Source organism: Kitasatospora griseola, from assembly GCF_014648555.1.
Lineage (GTDB): Bacteria > Actinomycetota > Actinomycetes > Streptomycetales > Streptomycetaceae > Kitasatospora > Kitasatospora griseola.
The window spans coordinates 240,609-256,124 of record NZ_BMRI01000005.1; the positions used below are offsets into that span (position 1 = coordinate 240,609).

Annotated in this window: 17 protein-coding genes and 2 pseudogenes; 6 read left to right on the plus strand and 13 right to left on the minus strand. The window is 72.4% G+C overall.

Features of this window, described 5'->3' with window-relative positions:
• Both IEZ12_RS08960 and IEZ12_RS08965 read left to right on the plus strand, forming a co-directional pair.
• Window positions 1-1,057: acyl-CoA carboxylase subunit beta (locus IEZ12_RS08960; RefSeq protein ID WP_229847350.1), on the plus strand; the 1,057-nt coding region annotated here is incomplete at its 5' end.
• A gap of 59 nt (window positions 1,058-1,116) precedes the next feature.
• On the plus strand, window positions 1,117-1,320 hold the full coding sequence (locus tag IEZ12_RS08965) for an acyl-CoA carboxylase epsilon subunit (RefSeq protein WP_043914715.1): 204 nt from the start codon (window positions 1,117-1,119) through the stop codon (window positions 1,318-1,320).
• A 106-nt stretch (window positions 1,321-1,426) separates the two neighbouring features.
• On the opposite strand, the gene IEZ12_RS08970 is transcribed toward IEZ12_RS08965, so the two are convergent.
• The 7 genes from IEZ12_RS08970 to hemL form a co-directional block, all read right to left on the minus strand.
• Window positions 1,427-1,831: a hypothetical protein gene (locus IEZ12_RS08970; protein WP_043914717.1), complete on the minus strand. Its 405-nt coding sequence runs from the start codon at window positions 1,829-1,831 to the stop codon at window positions 1,427-1,429.
• Between the two features lie 73 nt (window positions 1,832-1,904).
• Window positions 1,905-3,026, minus strand: coding sequence for a c-type cytochrome biogenesis protein CcsB (gene ccsB / locus IEZ12_RS08975; protein WP_229847351.1), 1,122 nt, complete (start codon window positions 3,024-3,026; stop codon window positions 1,905-1,907).
• Window positions 3,027-3,029: 3 nt separating this feature from the next.
• A complete protein-coding gene (gene resB, locus IEZ12_RS08980; RefSeq protein WP_189271524.1) occupies window positions 3,030-4,835 on the minus strand; it encodes a cytochrome c biogenesis protein ResB in 1,806 nt (601 codons plus the stop codon).
• 3 nt (window positions 4,836-4,838) lie between these two features.
• Entirely contained in the window at window positions 4,839-5,618 is a 780-nt protein-coding gene (locus tag IEZ12_RS08985) for a cytochrome c biogenesis CcdA family protein (protein WP_189271525.1), read from the minus strand.
• On the minus strand, window positions 5,615-6,208 hold the full coding sequence (locus tag IEZ12_RS08990) for a TlpA family protein disulfide reductase (protein ID WP_043914724.1): 594 nt from the start codon (window positions 6,206-6,208) through the stop codon (window positions 5,615-5,617). The genes IEZ12_RS08985 and IEZ12_RS08990 overlap by 4 nt, the downstream gene beginning before the upstream one ends.
• 218 nt (window positions 6,209-6,426) lie before the next feature.
• Entirely contained in the window at window positions 6,427-7,077 is a 651-nt protein-coding gene (locus tag IEZ12_RS08995; RefSeq protein ID WP_189271608.1) for a histidine phosphatase family protein, read from the minus strand.
• Between the two features lie 101 nt (window positions 7,078-7,178).
• Entirely contained in the window at window positions 7,179-8,519 is a 1,341-nt protein-coding gene (gene hemL / locus IEZ12_RS09000; RefSeq protein WP_189271526.1) for a glutamate-1-semialdehyde 2,1-aminomutase, read from the minus strand.
• Window positions 8,520-8,886: 367 nt separating this feature from the next.
• Here hemL and IEZ12_RS09005 point away from each other — a divergent pair, with 367 nt between their 5' ends.
• The gene (locus tag IEZ12_RS09005) at window positions 8,887-9,375 is read left to right on the plus strand and encodes a hypothetical protein (protein ID WP_035863661.1); all 489 of its coding nucleotides are present in this window, start codon (window positions 8,887-8,889) and stop codon (window positions 9,373-9,375) included.
• Between the two features lie 83 nt (window positions 9,376-9,458).
• Here IEZ12_RS09005 and IEZ12_RS09010 read toward each other — a convergent pair whose 3' ends face one another.
• From IEZ12_RS09010 to IEZ12_RS40540, 3 genes and pseudogenes are all read right to left on the minus strand, one after another.
• Complete coding sequence (locus tag IEZ12_RS09010) at window positions 9,459-9,986, minus strand: hypothetical protein (RefSeq protein ID WP_189271527.1); 528 nt, start codon at window positions 9,984-9,986, stop codon at window positions 9,459-9,461.
• Between the two features lie 52 nt (window positions 9,987-10,038).
• Entirely contained in the window at window positions 10,039-10,338 is a 300-nt protein-coding gene (locus tag IEZ12_RS09015; protein ID WP_189271528.1) for a LysR substrate-binding domain-containing protein, read from the minus strand.
• 133 nt (window positions 10,339-10,471) lie between these two features.
• Window positions 10,472-10,612 (minus strand): annotated as a pseudogene (locus IEZ12_RS40540) (MFS transporter); the annotation flags it as partial.
• A 254-nt stretch (window positions 10,613-10,866) separates the two neighbouring features.
• Between IEZ12_RS40540 and IEZ12_RS09025 the strand changes: the two are divergent.
• Together IEZ12_RS09025 and IEZ12_RS09030 are read left to right on the plus strand one after the other, a co-directional pair.
• A complete protein-coding gene (locus IEZ12_RS09025) occupies window positions 10,867-11,394 on the plus strand; it encodes a YbhB/YbcL family Raf kinase inhibitor-like protein (protein WP_189271529.1) in 528 nt (175 codons plus the stop codon).
• A gap of 232 nt (window positions 11,395-11,626) precedes the next feature.
• Entirely contained in the window at window positions 11,627-12,655 is a 1,029-nt protein-coding gene (locus IEZ12_RS09030; RefSeq protein WP_229847354.1) for an alpha/beta hydrolase, read from the plus strand.
• 64 nt (window positions 12,656-12,719) lie between these two features.
• Here IEZ12_RS09030 and IEZ12_RS09035 read toward each other — a convergent pair whose 3' ends face one another.
• On the minus strand, window positions 12,720-13,478 hold the full coding sequence (locus IEZ12_RS09035) for a GntR family transcriptional regulator (protein ID WP_189271531.1): 759 nt from the start codon (window positions 13,476-13,478) through the stop codon (window positions 12,720-12,722).
• Between the two features lie 190 nt (window positions 13,479-13,668).
• Between IEZ12_RS09035 and IEZ12_RS09040 the strand changes: the two genes are divergently transcribed.
• Window positions 13,669-14,202, plus strand: a complete 534-nt coding sequence (locus IEZ12_RS09040) for an ATP-binding protein (protein WP_189271532.1) — start codon at window positions 13,669-13,671, stop codon at window positions 14,200-14,202.
• Between the two features lie 25 nt (window positions 14,203-14,227).
• Here the strand turns inward: IEZ12_RS09040 and IEZ12_RS09045 are convergent, their stop codons facing one another.
• Complete coding sequence (locus tag IEZ12_RS09045; RefSeq protein WP_189271533.1) at window positions 14,228-15,220, minus strand: N-acetylglucosamine kinase; 993 nt, start codon at window positions 15,218-15,220, stop codon at window positions 14,228-14,230.
• Window positions 15,217-15,516 (minus strand): annotated as a pseudogene (locus IEZ12_RS38025) (sugar isomerase); the annotation flags it as partial. The pseudogene IEZ12_RS38025 and the gene IEZ12_RS09045, both read right to left, overlap by 4 nt.

A 15,516-nucleotide genomic window follows, 5' to 3' on the forward strand; every position in this document is an offset into this window, starting at 1 on the left:
GCTCGGCCCGTGCGCGGGCGGCGCGGCGTACTCGCCGGCGCTGACGGACTTCGTGTTCATGGTCCGCGAGACCTCGCAGATGTTCATCACCGGCCCGGACGTGGTGCAGGCCGTCACCGGCGAGAAGATCACCCAGAACGGCCTCGGCGGCGCCGACGTCCACTCGTCGGTCTCCGGTGTCTCGCACTTCGTCTACGACGACGAGCAGTCCTGCATCGAGGAAGTCCGCTACCTGCTGTCGCTGCTGCCGCAGAACAACCGCGAGATGCCGCCCACGGTGGCCAGTGACGACCCGGTGGACCGCCGCAACGACTCGCTGCTGGACCTCGTCCCGGCGGACGGCAACCGCCCGTACGACATGCGCAAGGTGATCGAGGAGATCGTCGACCACGGCGAGTACCTGGAGGTCCACGAGCGCTGGGCGACCAACGTGATCTGCGCGCTGGCCCGGGTGGACGGCCACGTGGTGGGCATCATCGCCAACCAGCCGCAGTCGCTGGCCGGTGTGCTGGACATCAACGCCTCCGAGAAGTCCGCGCGCTTCGTGCAGATGTGCGACGCGTTCAACATCCCGCTGGTGACCATGCTGGACGTGCCGGGCTTCCTGCCGGGCGTGGACCAGGAGCACGACGGCATCATCCGGCACGGCGCGAAGCTGCTGTACGCGTACTGCAACGCCACCGTGCCGCGGATCCAGCTGATCCTGCGCAAGGCGTACGGCGGCGCGTACATCGTGATGGACTCCCGCTCGATCGGCGCGGACCTGTCCTTCGCCTGGCCGACCAACGAGATCGCCGTGATGGGCGCCGAGGGCGCCGCCAACGTGATCTTCCGCCGTGACATCAACGGGGCCGACGACCCCGAGGCGATGCGCGCGCAGAAGATCAAGGAGTACAAGAGCGAGCTGATGCACCCGTACTACGCGGCCGAGCGCGGCCTCGTCGACGACGTCATCGACCCGGCCGAGACCCGCGCCGTGCTGGCCTCCTCGCTGGCCATGCTCCGCACCAAGCACGCCGACCTGCCGAGCCGCAAGCACGGCAACCCGCCGATGTAACCGGTGCGTCGAGCCCGCCGCCACCGTTCAGCCGCCAGCCTGGGGGAGAAACAGGAATCATGAACGAACCTCTCGTCCGCATCGTCCGGGGCTCGCTGTCCGCCGAGGAGCTCGCCGCCCTGACCGCGGTGCTGGCCGCCCGCGCCGCGCAGGCCGCGTCGGTCGCCGCCGCCGGACAGGTCGTCGAGCCGATCGCCACCTGGTCCCGGATGGAGCGCCGCCCGGCGTACTTCTCCCCGGTCAGCTGGCAGCAGGCCGCATAAGGCCCGTCCGGCGCATCCTGCCGGGCAGGTCCTGAGGATTCGCGCGAAAGCCGAGGGCTCCGGAGGCAGTGCCTCCGGAGCCCTCGGCTTCTTAATTTTGCTGCTGCTACGCCGCGGCCAGCGCCGCAGGGCGGCCGGCGTGCATGGTGATGAGGTTGGCCGCCAGCCGCTGCGGGTCCTGGGCCAGCCAGAGCCGCACCGCGGCCCCGAGCATGATGCAGGACGAGCCGAGGCGGACGCCGGTGGAGTGGGCGATCCGCGCGGTGGCGATGGTGAGCAGGTCGGCGAGCTCGGTGGGCAGCCACACCGTGAGCGCACAGGGCGCCGGGGTGGCGAGCGCGGCGAGCAGCCGGTGGGCGTCCGCCGGGCAGTGCAGCGTGGGCAGGACGTCCAGCAGGCCGTCGGCGACGACCTCGGAGACGTCGCTGTGGTGGCCCTGGGCGAGCCGTCGCAGCAGCGCACGTTCCGCTGCGGTGATTCGGACGGTCATGATGACCTCGTCGCACTCCATGGTGCGGCCCTCCTCGCGGCTTTGTGGATCTCGGGGGTGAATCAGGTGTGGGTGGAGCGGGTGGGGCGGGGCGTCAGATGCCGGCGTACGAGTGCTTGCCGGTGACGAAGATGTTGACGCCGTAGAAGTTGAACAGCCAGCAGGCGAAGGCGAGCAGGGCCAGGTAGGCGGCCTTGCGTCCGCGCCAGCCGGCGGTGGCCCGGGCGTGCAGGTAGGCGGCGTAGGCGACCCAGGTGATGAACGACCAGGTCTCCTTCGGGTCCCACTCCCAGTACTTGCCCCAGGCGGCCTCGGCCCAGATCGCGCCCGCGATGATGGTGAACGTCCACAGCGGGAAGACCAGGGCGTTGATCCGGTAGGACAGCTTGTCCAGGCTGCTCGCGGCGGGCAGCCGGTCCATCAGGTTGGCCGCGCGGACGGTCAGTCCGGCCGCGAGCCGGTGCTCGTAGCGGTCCTTGAGCAGGTAGGCGCCGGTGGCGACGAACGCCGCGAAGAACGCGCCGCCGCAGATCGTCGCGGTCGAGACGTGGATGCCCAGCCAGTAGGAGTGCAGCGCCGGGACGAGCTGCTCGGACTCCGTGTACAGCACGCTGACGGCGACGCCGAGGATCAGCAGGACGGCGATCACCACGGGCAGGCCGAGCCAGCGCACGTTCTTCTTGGTGCCCAGCAGCACGACGTACGAGCCGACCATCATCAGCGCGAACGCGACGGAGAACTCGTACATGTTGCCCCACGGCCAGCGCATCACCGACAGGCCGCGGGTGATCACGCCGCCGGTGTGCAGCAGCATGCCGAGCACGGTCATCGAGACCGCGATCCGGCCGGCCATGTCGGCCTTCTCGCTGCTGCCGGCCGGGCCGAGGCCGTCGGCCGGGCCCTCGTCGCCGCGGCCGCTGGTCACCGTGGTGGCGCCGGCGTCGGCCAGCGCGGTGCGGGTCAGGGTGGTGGTGCCGCCGCCCTGCGAGGCCACCGTGACGCTGACCTTGCGGACGCCCTTGGCCGCGTCGGCGGAGTCGCTGACCGAGTCCGCGAGGGTGGCCTGCTGCCGGGAGCGGACGGCGACGCCGCCCTTGGCGCCGAAGGTCCACTCGAACATCTGAGCGAACATGGCCAGGGTGTAGACGGCCATCGCCGAATAGACCAGCTTGTTGGAGATGTCGGCCAACTCATGGTTGACCTGCGCGAGCAGCACCGTCTACTCCTTGGTTTCCGGGGCGGTGGGGGCGGCTGCGGCCGGGGAGTCGGCCGCAGTCGGTGCGTCGTCGTCAGCGTCGTTGCCGGTGGGATCGGCGGGCGCCGGTTCCTCGTCGGTGGCGGGGGCGTCGCCCTGCAGCTCGACGGCGAGTTCGGCGAGCTCCTCGGCGGTGCGGGTGGACTCGCTGCGGCCCAGGCCGGCCATCTCGACCAGGGTGCGGCCGTCGGGGCCGGTGGTGGCCCGGACCCAGATCCGGCGGCGCTGGACGAACAGCGAGCCGATCAGGCCGAGGATCGCGGCGACCGCGCCGGCCAGCGCGATGGAGTTGCCGGGCCGGTGCGAGACGGTGAACGTGGCCCACTGCTGGTAGCCGTCGAACGTGATGGTCCCGTAGCCGTCGGGCAGCTGCCAGCCCTCGCCGACCTTGAGGCGGGCGCGGGCGATGTCGTCGCCGACCTTCAGCTGGGTCATCGCCTTGTCGTCCAGCTGGTACACGTTCTGCGGCAGGCCGCTGTCGGTGCGCAGGTCGCCGGCGTAGGCGGTGAGCACCAGCATCGGGTCCGCGGCGGCGGGGAACACCGACCGCGGGCCGGTCTTCTCGAAGTTCTCCGGCGCGGTCGGCAGGAAGAAGCCCTGGAAGGCCAGCTGGGTCTTGTTGCCGTTGGCGTCGGTGCCGTAGTCGTTGACCTTGATCACGCCGGGCGAGGTCATGTTGGCGTCGCGCGGCAGGAACGGCGTCGGGCCGCGGTAGACGATCTCGTTCTTGGCGTTCTTGACCGTCACCACCGGGGCGTAGCCGTGGCCGATCAGGTAGACCTTGGACCCGCCGATCTCCAGCGGGTGGTTGACCTCGATGGTGGACTTCTTCAGCTTGGTCGCGTCGTCGCCCACCCAGTAGCGGACGTTCGCGGTGAACTGCCGGGCGGTGCCGACCTGCGGGCCGCTCTCCTGGTACCGGGCGGTGAAGCCGTCCAGCTTGAAGCCGAAGGCGTCCAGGTCGTCGACGGTGTAGCCGTACGAACCGTAGAAGTCGTCGATCTGGGTGGTGGTGTTGGAGTAGCCCTGGCCCTCCAGCACCAGCTTGCTGGCGGTGCCGGAGGCCAGGCCGGCCCAGGCGACGCCGATCAGCAGCGCGAACAGCGAGAAGTGGAACAGCAGGTTGCCGACCTCGCGCAGGTAGCCCTTCTCGGCCGCGATCGAGCCGCCGTCGGCGGAGGCCCGGAAGCCGCGCTTCTTCAGCAGGCGGTGGGCGGCGGCGTGCACCGCGTCCGGGTCGGCGTCGCTGTGCCAGGCCGCGTAGACCGGCATCCGGGTCAGGTTGCGCGGGGCCGCCGGGGGCTGCGCGCGCAGCACGCCGACGAACTGCCAGGTGCGCGGGACGATGCAGCCGGCCAGCGAGACGAACAGCAGGATGTAGATCGCCGAGAACCAGAACGAGCTGTAGACGTTGAACAGTTCGAGCCGCTCGAACAGCGGGGTGATGCCCTTGTGGGCGCTCTTCCAGGTCGCGACCTTCATCTGGTCGGGCCCGTCCTGCGGGATCAGCGAGCCCGGGATGGCCGCCAGCGACAGCAGGAAGAGCAGCAGCAGGGCGACCCGCATCGAGGTCAGCTGCCGCCAGACCCAGCGCGCCCAGCCGATGACGCCCATGCCGACGGGGCCGTCGCTCTCCACGGGCGCGGTGCTGAGCCGCTCGACGGCCTCGGCGTCCACCAGGAAGGAGCTGTCCGTACGGTCGGAGCCGTCCGACGATCCGGGGCTGTCCGCGGCGTCGGCCGGCTGGGGGCTGGTCTTGGTGTCGCTCACGGGTCAGATTCCGATCGAAAAGTTCTCGGTGAGGTACTGGAGCTGGTTGACCAGCGCGTCCCACGCCCCGGTCACCAGGGCCAGGCCGACCGCGACGAGCATGCCGCCGCCGATCCGCATCACCCACTGGTAGTGCCGCTTCACCCAGCCGAAGGCGCCCAGCGCCTTGCGGAACGCCAGGGCGGCCAGCACGAACGGTACGCCGAGGCCGAGGCAGTAGACGGCCATCAGCAGCGCGCCACGCCCGGCGCTGCCCTCGTTGACGGCCAGCGTGTTGATCGCCGCCAGGGTCGGGCCCATGCACGGCGTCCAGCCGATCCCGAACACCAGGCCGAGCAGCGGGGCCCCGGCCAGACCGACCGCGGGGCGGCGGTGAGTGCGCAGCTCGCGCATGGTGAAGCCGGGCAGCAGGCCCATGAAGGCCAGGCCCATCAGCACCGTGACGCAGCCCATCACGATCGAGATGATCCGCTGGTGCTCCTGCAGGGTGTGCCCGAACGAGCCGAACAGCGCGCCGCCGGAGACGAACACCGCGCCGAAGCCGAGCACGAACAGCAGCGAGCCGGCCAGCATCCGCCCGCGGCGGGTGCCGCGGGCTTCCGACAGGTCGGCGGCGGAGAAGCCGGTGACGTAGCTGAGGTAGCCGGGCACCAGTGGCAGCACGCACGGCGAGAAGAACGAGACCAGCCCGGCGGCCAGCGCGATCGGCAGCGCGAGCATCAGCGCGCCGCTGCCCACGGTTTCGTTGTAACCGACCTCGGCAGCGACCAGGACGGCGCTCACTTGGACTCCGCGAGGACCGGCTCGATCATCTTGTCGAGGTCCTCGGTGGACATCGCGCGCATGGCGCGGGCGGCCAGCTTGCCGTCCTTGTCGATCACGATGGTGGTCGGGATGGACTGCGGGGGGAGGCTGCCCTTGGGGAACTTGAGGATCTGGGTGCCGTCCGGGTCGTAGATGCTCGGGTAGGTCACCCCGAAGTTCTTCTCGAACGCGACCGCGTTGGCGGGGTCGGTGTCCCGGGTGTTGATGCCGAGGAACTGCACCTGGTCGGCGTACTTCTCGGCGCTGGCCTGCAGGCCCTTGGCCTCGGCCCGGCAGGGGCTGCACCAGGAGCCCCAGACGTTGAGGACGACCACCTTGCCGCGGTAGTCGGAGAGCTTGAGCGTGCCGGTGCCGTCCAGCCCGGTGCCGCTGATGTCCGGGGCGTCCACCCGGTGCCCGGCGGGAACGGTGGCGATGCCGCCCTTGCCGGTGATGAAGCCCGCGGAGCCTCCCCCGCTGCCCGAGCTGCCACACCCGGCGAGGGCCAGGGCGGTGGCCGCACCGAGGGCGGCGGTGAGGCGGGTGCGGCGGCTGCGCGTCCAAGACATGTGAAAAGTTTCGCATGGCTCTTCGGCCCGTTTTCGGGGGGTCCGGCGTTGTCGGCCGGACCCCCCGTGACCTGCGAAGACTCCGCTTATGATCGTCTTAATTCGGGCATTCCGCCGCCCGCCGGGTTTACCTCGGGGCCGCCGGTGTGACCAACGTCCCGGAGCGGGTGCGCGCCGCGCGTCGAGGCGGTGCGCGCCACGCCCCGGGGCGGTGCGGCTTACGCCCCGAAGCTCTTCCCGACCGGCTTGTCGCCCTTCTTGCCCTTGCCCACCAGGTGGGCCGGCAGCAGGTCGCGGGCCGGCTCGCGGTAGCCGATCGAGACGATCCGGTCGCCCTCGTAGGTGAAGCTGGTCAGCGAGGCCAGCGAGCACTGCCGGCGGCGCGGGTCGTGCCACAGCCGGCGGCGCTCGGCGAACGAACGCAGGATCCAGATCGGCAGCTGGTGGCTGACGCACACCGCCTCGTGCCCGCGCGCGGCGTCCCGGGCGGCGGCGATCGCGCCCATCATCCGCACCACCTGGTCGATGTACGGCTCGCCCCAAGACGGCTTGAACGGGTTGGTCAGGTACCGCCAGTACGCCGGGTTGCGCAGCGAGCCGTCGCCGACGCCGAAGGTCTTGCCCTCGAAGATGTTCTCCGCCTCGATCAGCCGCGGGTCGGCCGCGACGGTCAGGCCGTGCGCCTTGGCGATCGGCTCGGCGGTCTCCTGGGCGCGCTCCAGCGGCGAGGCCACCACGTGCGTGATGTCACGGTCCTTCAGGTGGTCGGCCACCCGCTCGGCCATCTCCAGCCCCAGCTCGGACAGGTGATAGCCCGGCAGCCGGCCGTACAGCACGCCCTCCGGGTTGTGCACCTCACCGTGCCGCATCACGTGGACGACGGTGATGTCCTTCTTCCCGGTCGATGCACCCGCCCCGCTCCGCTCGTCGGGCGCTTCGCCGTGCTCGACGGCTCCTTCGATTCGCTCGGTCACTTCGACTCCTCGGTGGCCTCGGCGGCGGCGCGGGCCGCGGCGGGCAGGGCGGCGGCGATCCGCTCGATCGCGCGCGCGTCGTGCGCGGACGAGACGAACCAGGACTCGAATGCCGACGGCGGCAGGTAGACGCCCTGGCTCAGCATCGCGTGGAAGAAGCCGTTGAAGCGGAACGCCTGCTGACGGCGGGCCTCGTCGTAGTTGGTGACCTGCTCGTCGATGAAGAAGACCGAGAACATGTTGCCCGCGGTCTGCAGGCGGTGCGCCACGCCCTCCTTCGAGAGCGCCTCGGTGACCAGGCCGGACACCTCGGCGGCGACCTTGTCCACGGTGGCGTACACCTCGTCGGTGCAGTGGCGCAGCTGGGCCAGGCCGGCCGCGGTGGCGATCGGGTTACCGGACAGGGTGCCCGCCTGGTAGACCGGGCCGGCCGGGGCGAGGTGCGCCATCACGTCGGCGCGGCCGCCGAACGCCGCGGCGGGGAAGCCGCCGCCCATCACCTTGCCGAACGTCAGCAGGTCCGGCGCCCAGCCCTCGTGGGCGGCCTCCAGCCCGTACCAGCCGGCCTTGGAGACGCGGAAGCCGGTCATCACCTCGTCGGAGATGAACAGCGCGCCGTTCTCCCGGCACAGTGCGGCCAGGCCCCCGTTGAAGCCGGGAAGCGGCGGGACGACGCCCATGTTGCCGGGCGAGGCCTCGGTGATCACGCAGGCGATCTCGCCGGGGTGCGCGGCGAACGCGGCGCGCACCGCGTCCAGGTCGTTGTACGGCAGCACGATGGTGTCGCCGGCCTGCGCGCCGGTGACGCCCGGGGTGTCCGGCAGGCCGAAGGTGGCGACGCCGGAACCGGCGGCGGCCAGCAGCGCGTCCACGTGACCGTGGTAACACCCGGCGAACTTGACCACCTTGGCGCGGCCCGTGAAGCCGCGGGCCAGCCGGATCGCCGACATGGTCGCCTCGGTGCCGCTGGAGACCAGGCGGACCTGCTCGACCGGGGCGATCCGGGCGACGATCTCCTCGCCGAGCTCGACCTCGCCCTGGCCGGGCGTGCCGAACGAGGTGCCGCGGGCGACCGCCTGCTGCACCGCCTCGATCACCGCCGGGTGCGAGTGGCCGAGCAGCATCGGACCCCACGAGCACACCAGGTCCACGTACTCGCGGCCATCGGCGTCGGTCAGGTACGGGCCGCTGCCGGACACCATGAAACGGGGCGTGCCGCCGACCGCGCGGAAGGCCCGCACCGGCGAGTTGACGCCGCCGGGGGTGACCGCCAAGGCGCGCTCGAACAGCGACTGGGACTGGGGTGCTTCGTACGGGTAGCTCATCTGCTCGCTCATCCGTTGGGTCCGCGGGGTGGCCTGGAGCCTCTCTTACCCGAACATGGTCTCAAATCGTGTCTTTGCGTTCTGCATGTCGGGCCCGATCATCTGGAACGATGATCCGTGTGCTGCTCCCCTCACTGGCTGTGGCGAAGGTAAGGTCGAGTAGCGCGCGCTCGTGTAGCACGCCAGCAGACGGGTAAGGGGCATGTCCGGAGGGAAAGTCGGACATGCGGGGGTCTGTCGATTCCGGTGAGTTCCGGTGAGGATGGTCCGAGTGTCCGAGAGGCAGGACGGTTTCGACGAGGCCGCGGAGCGCACCCGCAGGCCGTCCGAGACCGGCGGGGGCAGGGAAGCGGGCAGGGGAAGGAGGGGCGAAGACAAAGTGGGGGTCACCTACAAGTACTTCGGCGCACCGGACCGCGCCACCGCCGCCAGAGTCCCCACCGCCCTCGGCCCCGGTGGCCTCGGCCTCGACGCCGGGGAGCTCGGCGCGCTGGGCCGGCTCGGCGACCTGATGGAGACCAGCGGCTCCGGCAACGGCCACCTCTCCACCAAGATCAAGCCCGAGACGATGAGCGCGATGGTCCTCACGGGCATCCAGGGCGTCCCGCTCCACCACGTCCCGCCGCTCGAACTGGTGGTCCTGCACCCCGACTACGCGGTCGTCCAACTCCCGCACACCGTCGTCGAACCGCTCCGCAAGGCCGACGAGACCGAACTCGGCGCCGCCGCCTTCATCTGGTCCACCGTCCCCGACCGCCGCGGCCCCCGGGACGCCTTCGTCATCTACCAGATGCTGCACGAGTGGCAGGACTTCGCCAACCGCCTGCACGACGCCGGCCACCAGCTCTACTGCCTGGTCTGGCCCTGAGCCCGCTCCGGGCTCGGCCGGAATCCCCGAATTGACCGACCGTCAACCCGGTGCGGTGGCGCCCACCCGTTCGGGAGACCCGTTCACCGCCCACCCGCATCGAGGTTCCACTCCTCCGGCAGGGCACTGTCGCAGACGGCGCACGTCAGGTCGTCGTCCTTGACCAGGTTGACCTGTGCGCACGCCGGGCAGCGGCGGAAGACGCACGCGTGGGTGAATCCGTCCGGGCGGGGCAGTCCGGCCCGGTCGAGGGCGGTGGCGACGGCCGGCCAGCAGTCGAGGTCCGGGCAGTAGCCGGTGGACTGGTTGCTGACTTCGCACACCGCCCACCGGCCGTCGGCCTGCCGGGCGAAACCGATCTCGCCGGCCGCCGGCACCGCCGCCCCGCCGGCGCATGCGACGTGTTCGCTGCGGCGCGGGGCCAGCCGCAGTGCCCCGGCGAGATCGATCACGTAGGTGACCGGTTCGGCGCGCTCCGCGGGTGCCAACTCGCCGAGCCAGCCGTCCAGTTCGGCCGGGGTGCGGACGCGGCGGCCGAGCGTGTGGCCACCGGCGCCGGCGCGCAGCTCGGGTGGGCCGACGTAGGCGAATGGGCGAGGTCTTCCCGTCATTCCGCCACGGTAGGGCGGGGCCGGGTCGCCGGTCGTCCGGGTTTTCGGGGCGTCAGTGGTGCGGGGCGGTGGCTGCGGTGTGCAGGTGGGGAAGGAAGGCGGTGACGGCCGGGGCGGGGCGGTGGCCTCGGCGGGTGGCGGTGCGGACGTGGCGGATCGGGGTGTCGTCCGAGTGGAGGGGGACCAGGGCGAGATCGGGGCGGGCGGCGCGGGACGGGATCAGGGTGATGCCCAACCCCGCTGCCACCAGGCCGAGTTCGGCCGTCCAGCCGGCCACCTCGTACTCGACCGATGCGAACGCGGGCGGCGAGCAGGGTGGTCTCGATCGCACAACGAGCAGAGCGAACGCCACGGCGCAGCAAGCGAGCTGACCATCGCCCGGCTACGCGCCACGCGCGGGCGTCGCCGGGGTCGGACAGGGCAGCACCACCCGGGACCCAACCGCCATCCCCACCACACCCGGCCCCGGTGCGGTCGGACTAGGTGCCGCCCAGGACGCCGCCGAGCAGGCCGGCGGCCACGAAGCACCCGGCGACCAGCGGGAACAGTGCCACTCCGGGCAGATCTGCGGCGGCGGTGGGCAGGGTGGGCACCACTACCAGGGCGGCGAACCCGGTCAGGAACATGATGGCGGTGAAGCAGGCGGTGACCGCCCGGTACTCCCGGGCGAAGATCCCGTCCACGGCGCGGACTCCTTCGGCGACGGCGGCAGGCAACCCTCAAAGGTCTCTACCAATTCCGGTGCTCGGCAGCCGAGTTACGAGCACGCCGACCTGAGGCGCGGTCAGTCGAGCGGCACGGAACGGATCTTGGCGAACCGACGTCGGCCCACTAAGGTCGCGGGGCATCCATCGACGCACCGCCCACGGGGGGGACACCCATGACCGCATCCGACCGGCCGCCGCTGCCGCACGCCTTCCTGCGCCCCGTCCCGACGTTCACGCTGGTCAGCGAGGACGTGACGGACGGGGGCCGACTGAACGACGAGCAGGTCTACCAGGCCGGGAACCGCTCACCGCAGCTCAGCTGGTCCGGGTTCCCGGCGGAGACCAGGAGCTTCGCGGTGACCTGCTTCGACCCGGACGCGCCGACCGGCTCCGGCTGGTGGCACTGGCTGCTGTTCGATCTTCCGGCCACCGTCACCGAGTTGGCGGCCGGCGCGGGCAGCGGCGAGTTCCCGGGCCTGCCGGCGGGTGCGGTGCACGGTCGCAACGACTATGGCACCCGGGACTTCGGCGGTGCGGCCCCGCCGCCCGGCCACGGCCCGCACCGGTACGTCTTCACCGTGCACGCCCTGGGCGTCGACTCGATCGGCCTGGACGCGGACACCTCGGCGGCGGCGATCGGCGGCACCCTCGGCTTCCACGCGCTGGCCCGGGCCACCGTGGTCGCCGAGTACGAGAGCTGACACCGAGGGGCGTGCCCGGCGCCGGGCACGCCCTCTGGTCGGCGGTGATCCGGACCTCTACCGTGAGTGGCCATCAGGTCGGGCCGGACTCCGGGGGTGGACGATGATCGGGCGGCGATCACTGTTGGTGGCGGCCGGGGCGGGCGCCGTCGCTCTCACGCTTCCCGCGCGGTCGGCCTCGGCCGCGCCCGTACGGTCGATCGACCTGCCGAGGCCGACCGTCGACCGGCCGGTGGGCACCGTCGCCCTGCACCTCGTCGACCGGGCCCGGCAGGACCCGTTCGCGCCGACCCCGGGGCCTCGCGAACTCATGGTCCAGCTCTGGTACCCGGCGCTCGACCGGGGCGAGTACGCCCGCGCGCCGTACACCACGCCGAGGGTCGCGGCGGCGTTCGAGACGATGCTGCAGCTGGATCCCGGCACCCTCGCCGCCGTCCGCCCGACGGCGCGCGCCGGTGCGCCCGCCGCGCCCGGTGCCCTCCCCCTGCTGTTGCTGGGGCACGGCCGCAAGGGCGGGCGGAGCAACTGCACCGCGCTGGCCGAGGAGCTCGCCGCCCACGGCTACCTGGTCGCGTCCGTCGACCACACGTACGACGCCGCCGCGGTGGAGTTTCCCGACGGCCGACTGGTGCGCAGCGTGCTGGCCGACGATCCGGCCGACTGGGGCGCCACCGAGCACCAGGAGATCGCCGCCCGGGTCGGCGACCTGCGCTTCGTCGCCACCGCGCTGACGGAGCGTCGGGAGCTGCCGCGCCGGCCCGGACTGCCGTACGCGGACGGCGGGCGGATCGGCGTGCTCGGCCACTCGATGGGCGGGGCGGCGGCGGCCGAGGCGGTCCGTCAGGACGACCGGTTCGTCGCCGGACTCGACCTGGACGGCGGCCTGTTCGGCTCCCCGGTGCCCGAACTCGGCCTGGACCGCCCGTTCCTGCTGCTGACCTCGTCGGCCGACCACGACACCTGGCAGCGCTGGCGCGACCACCAACGCGGCTGGGCCCGTCAGTTGCGCTTCCACGGCGCCGGGCACCTCAGCTTCACCGACCTCCCGCACGCGGCCGTCCCCGGCGGGCTGCCGCAGCACCTGCCGGCCGAGGCGTACGCGGCGCTGTTCGGCACGCTCGCCCCGGACCGGACCACCGAGCTCACCCGCGGCTACGCCCGGGCCCACTTCGACCACTTCCTGCGGCACCGGCCCGCACGGCTGCTCGACAGCCCCTCGCCGCGCTTCCCCGAGGTCGAGTTCCGCTGGAGCCGCGGATGACGCGCCGGGACTTGTCCACAGGCCTGTGGACAAGTGCGCCCGGCCGTCCACCGGCTGTGGACGGTCAGGCGTCGAAGTCGTATTCGAGGATGTACGAGGACGAGTCGAGCACCATCGCGTTGAACTCCACCACCTGGCCGTCCTCGGCGAAGGCGGTGCGGTGCACCAGGAAGACCGGCGTGCCGGGGGCGAGGGCGAGGCGCTCGGCCTCGTCGCCGGCGGGCATCCGGGAGCGGATGTGCTCCTGGAAGTGCACCGGCTTGTGGCCGAGCTCGGCGAGCCGGGCGTAGGTGCCGCCGGGGCCGGTGTCGGGATCGGCGATCCGGCTGCCCGCCACCAGTGCGGCCGGCAGGTAGGACTCGGAGAGCAGCACCGGCTTGCCGTCCAGCACGAAGCGGCGGCTGCGCACGCAGGCCGACTCACCGGCCTTCAGTCCGAGGACGGCGGCGATCTCCTCGGGGACCTCGCGCTCGGCGACGGTCAACTGGTCCACCGTCAGGTCGCGGGCCGCTATGTCGGTCGACCAGACCGAGAAGCCGCTGCCCCAGTTCCGGTCGGACAGCCGCTGGATGCCGCGACGCCTTATCGGCCGGAACTCCCGGACGAAGACCCCCACCCCCTTGCGGGCCTCCGCGATCCCCTCGGTCTGCAGCACGCCGAGCGCCTGGCGGGCCGTCATCCGGGCCACGCCGTACGTCACCATCAGGTCGTTCTCGCCCGGCAGCCGGTCACCGGGTCGGTAGCGGCCTGAGTCGATGTCGCGCTTGAGGTCTTCGGCGATCCGCTGGTACTTGGGCCGGGTGGCCCGGGGGTGACTGGTCATGGCGGCGGGTTTCCTTCCCTTCTCTAGACATCCTACGCACGGCCCGCCCCCAAGTGCATTGACATCTCTAGAGATTTCAGCTTGTCTAGAGATGCTGCAATCTGACATACCCTCATATCGGCTGCCGAGTCTCCCGCTCGACGGGCGTTCCAGGAGCGCTCATCGAGCGAACCCGCGTGAGGAGCCCGCCATGTCCGTGCACCGTCGATGGTTCTCACTGCCCCGCGAGCCCGCCACCGTCGCCGCCGGACGCCGCCGGGTCCGCGCACTGATCACCGCCTGGGGCGGCGCCCCGCTGGACGAGGACACCCAACTGACCGTCGATCTGGTCACCTCGGAACTGCTCGGCAACGCCGTCCGCCATGCCACCGGCCCGGTCGTCACCGTCGGCGTGCACGCCGACCCGCTGCACCACCGGGCCGTCATAGAGGTCTACGACGCCTCCCCCGCCGTCCCGGTGGCCGGCCGCCCCGACCGGGACTCCGAGTCCGGCCGCGGCATCCTGCTGATCGCCGAACTCGCGCTCGCCCACGGGGTGATCCGCAAGCGCACCGGGAAGTGGGTGTGGGCGGAGATCGCCCTGCCGACCGGGCCGGTCGGCCGTCTGTGGTGGCCGGCCCGGAGCCGCCGCACCGACGAACCCCCGGACCGGAACCCCCGGCCGGGCGTCCCGCCGAAGCCCCCGGCCGACCGGGTCGCGCCCGGGGCCATGACCTGTCACTGACCGCGCCCCGACCCGGCCGGCCTGCTCACGCCGTCAGCAGGCGATGAAGCTCCTCCGTTCCGCGACCCAGGTCCCGGGCGGCCAGCCAGGCGGCGGCGCCGGCGCCGTTGCGGGCGGTGGAGACCACCGCGTCCGGCCAGCGGGCGGCCAGACGCGGGCGCAGGTGCGCCACCAGCGGCGTCGCCGAGGCGAGCAGCCCGCCGGCCAGCACCAGCGGCAGCGGGGAGTCGGGCTCGCGGACCAGCGCGAGGGTCGCGATCAGATGGTCGGCGGCACGGTCGACCAGGGCGAGGGCGACCGGGTCGCCGGCCGCCGCGTGATCGAGGACGACCGGCGCCAGCCGGGCCAGCCGGGCCGGGGCCTCGGCATGGGCGGCGGCGATCAGCGCCGAACGCGGCTCGCGCCCCAGGCCGTCCGGTCCGACCAGCGCGTCGGCGATCGCCCCGGCCAGGCCGGGCAGCCGAAGTGATGGACCGTCGAACGGCAGCGCCCGGTCCACGGCGGTGAGCGCGGCGGCGACCGCCTCGCGACCCAGCCAGAAACCGGAGCCGCGATCGCCGAGCAGCCAGCCGTGACCGTCGGCGGTGCGGCGCAGCGCGTGGTCGCGGATCTCCGCGGCGATCGCGCCCGTGCCGCTGAGCAGCAGGGTGCCGTCGGCGGCGGCCGTCCCGGCCGCGTGGGCGAGTTCGGCGTCGCCGACCAGCCGCGGAGTGACGGTCAGTCCGGTGGCGGGCCAGAGCGCCAGCACCTCCGGCGGGGCGAGCGAGCCGCCCGCGAGACCGATCACCCCGGCCGCGACCCCGGCCGGGTCCAGCCCGGCCAGCGCGGCACGGACGGCGCCGCCGATCTCCCGGACGGCGACCTCCGCACCGTGCGCGACCGGGTTGCCCCCGGCGCCGTGCGCGGTGCCGAGGATCCGGCCGTCCAGGGTGGCGACCAGCGCGCGGGTGCTGGTGCCGCCCACGTCGAGGCCGAGCACCAGCGGCGCGTCCGCCGACGCCTGCTGACGGGTCGTCATGCGGTGCGGCGGATGCGGCCGGCGTACAGCGCTTCGAGCTTGTTGTTGTGCTCGTCGCCGCCGGGGATGTTCGCCGACAGGTAGACGGGCGGGACGCCACCGCTCTCCTCCACCCGGCGGATCACCTCGGCGATGATCTGCTGGCCGAGCAGCGCGGCGGTGATCGAGGAGATGCCGCAGGCCCGGCCGCCACCCGCCATCGGCAGCACGGCGTCGCCGAACGGCGCGCCGTTGTCCAGCACCACGTCCGCGTAGTCACGCAGCCGCAGACCGGACGGGTGCTTGGGCTGAACACC

What these genes read in the sequence shown, in the direction of transcription:
- IEZ12_RS08965 (WP_043914715.1), top strand. Translation starts at nt 1,117, where the DNA reads ATGAACGAACCTCTCGTCCGCATCGTCCGGGGCTCGCTGTCCGCCGAG.
- IEZ12_RS08970 (WP_043914717.1), bottom strand. Translation starts at nt 1,831, where the DNA reads ATGGAGTGCGACGAGGTCATCATGACCGTCCGAATCACCGCAGCGGAA.
- IEZ12_RS08990 (WP_043914724.1), bottom strand. Translation starts at nt 6,208, where the DNA reads ATGTCTTGGACGCGCAGCCGCCGCACCCGCCTCACCGCCGCCCTCGGT.
- IEZ12_RS08995 (WP_189271608.1), bottom strand. Translation starts at nt 7,077, where the DNA reads ATGCGGCACGGTGAGGTGCACAACCCGGAGGGCGTGCTGTACGGCCGG.
- hemL (WP_189271526.1), bottom strand. Translation starts at nt 8,519, where the DNA reads ATGAGCGAGCAGATGAGCTACCCGTACGAAGCACCCCAGTCCCAGTCG.
- IEZ12_RS09010 (WP_189271527.1), bottom strand. Translation starts at nt 9,986, where the DNA reads ATGACGGGAAGACCTCGCCCATTCGCCTACGTCGGCCCACCCGAGCTG.
- IEZ12_RS09025 (WP_189271529.1), top strand. Translation starts at nt 10,867, where the DNA reads ATGACCGCATCCGACCGGCCGCCGCTGCCGCACGCCTTCCTGCGCCCC.
- IEZ12_RS09035 (WP_189271531.1), bottom strand. Translation starts at nt 13,478, where the DNA reads ATGACCAGTCACCCCCGGGCCACCCGGCCCAAGTACCAGCGGATCGCC.
- IEZ12_RS09040 (WP_189271532.1), top strand. Translation starts at nt 13,669, where the DNA reads ATGTCCGTGCACCGTCGATGGTTCTCACTGCCCCGCGAGCCCGCCACC.
- IEZ12_RS09045 (WP_189271533.1), bottom strand. Translation starts at nt 15,220, where the DNA reads ATGACGACCCGTCAGCAGGCGTCGGCGGACGCGCCGCTGGTGCTCGGC.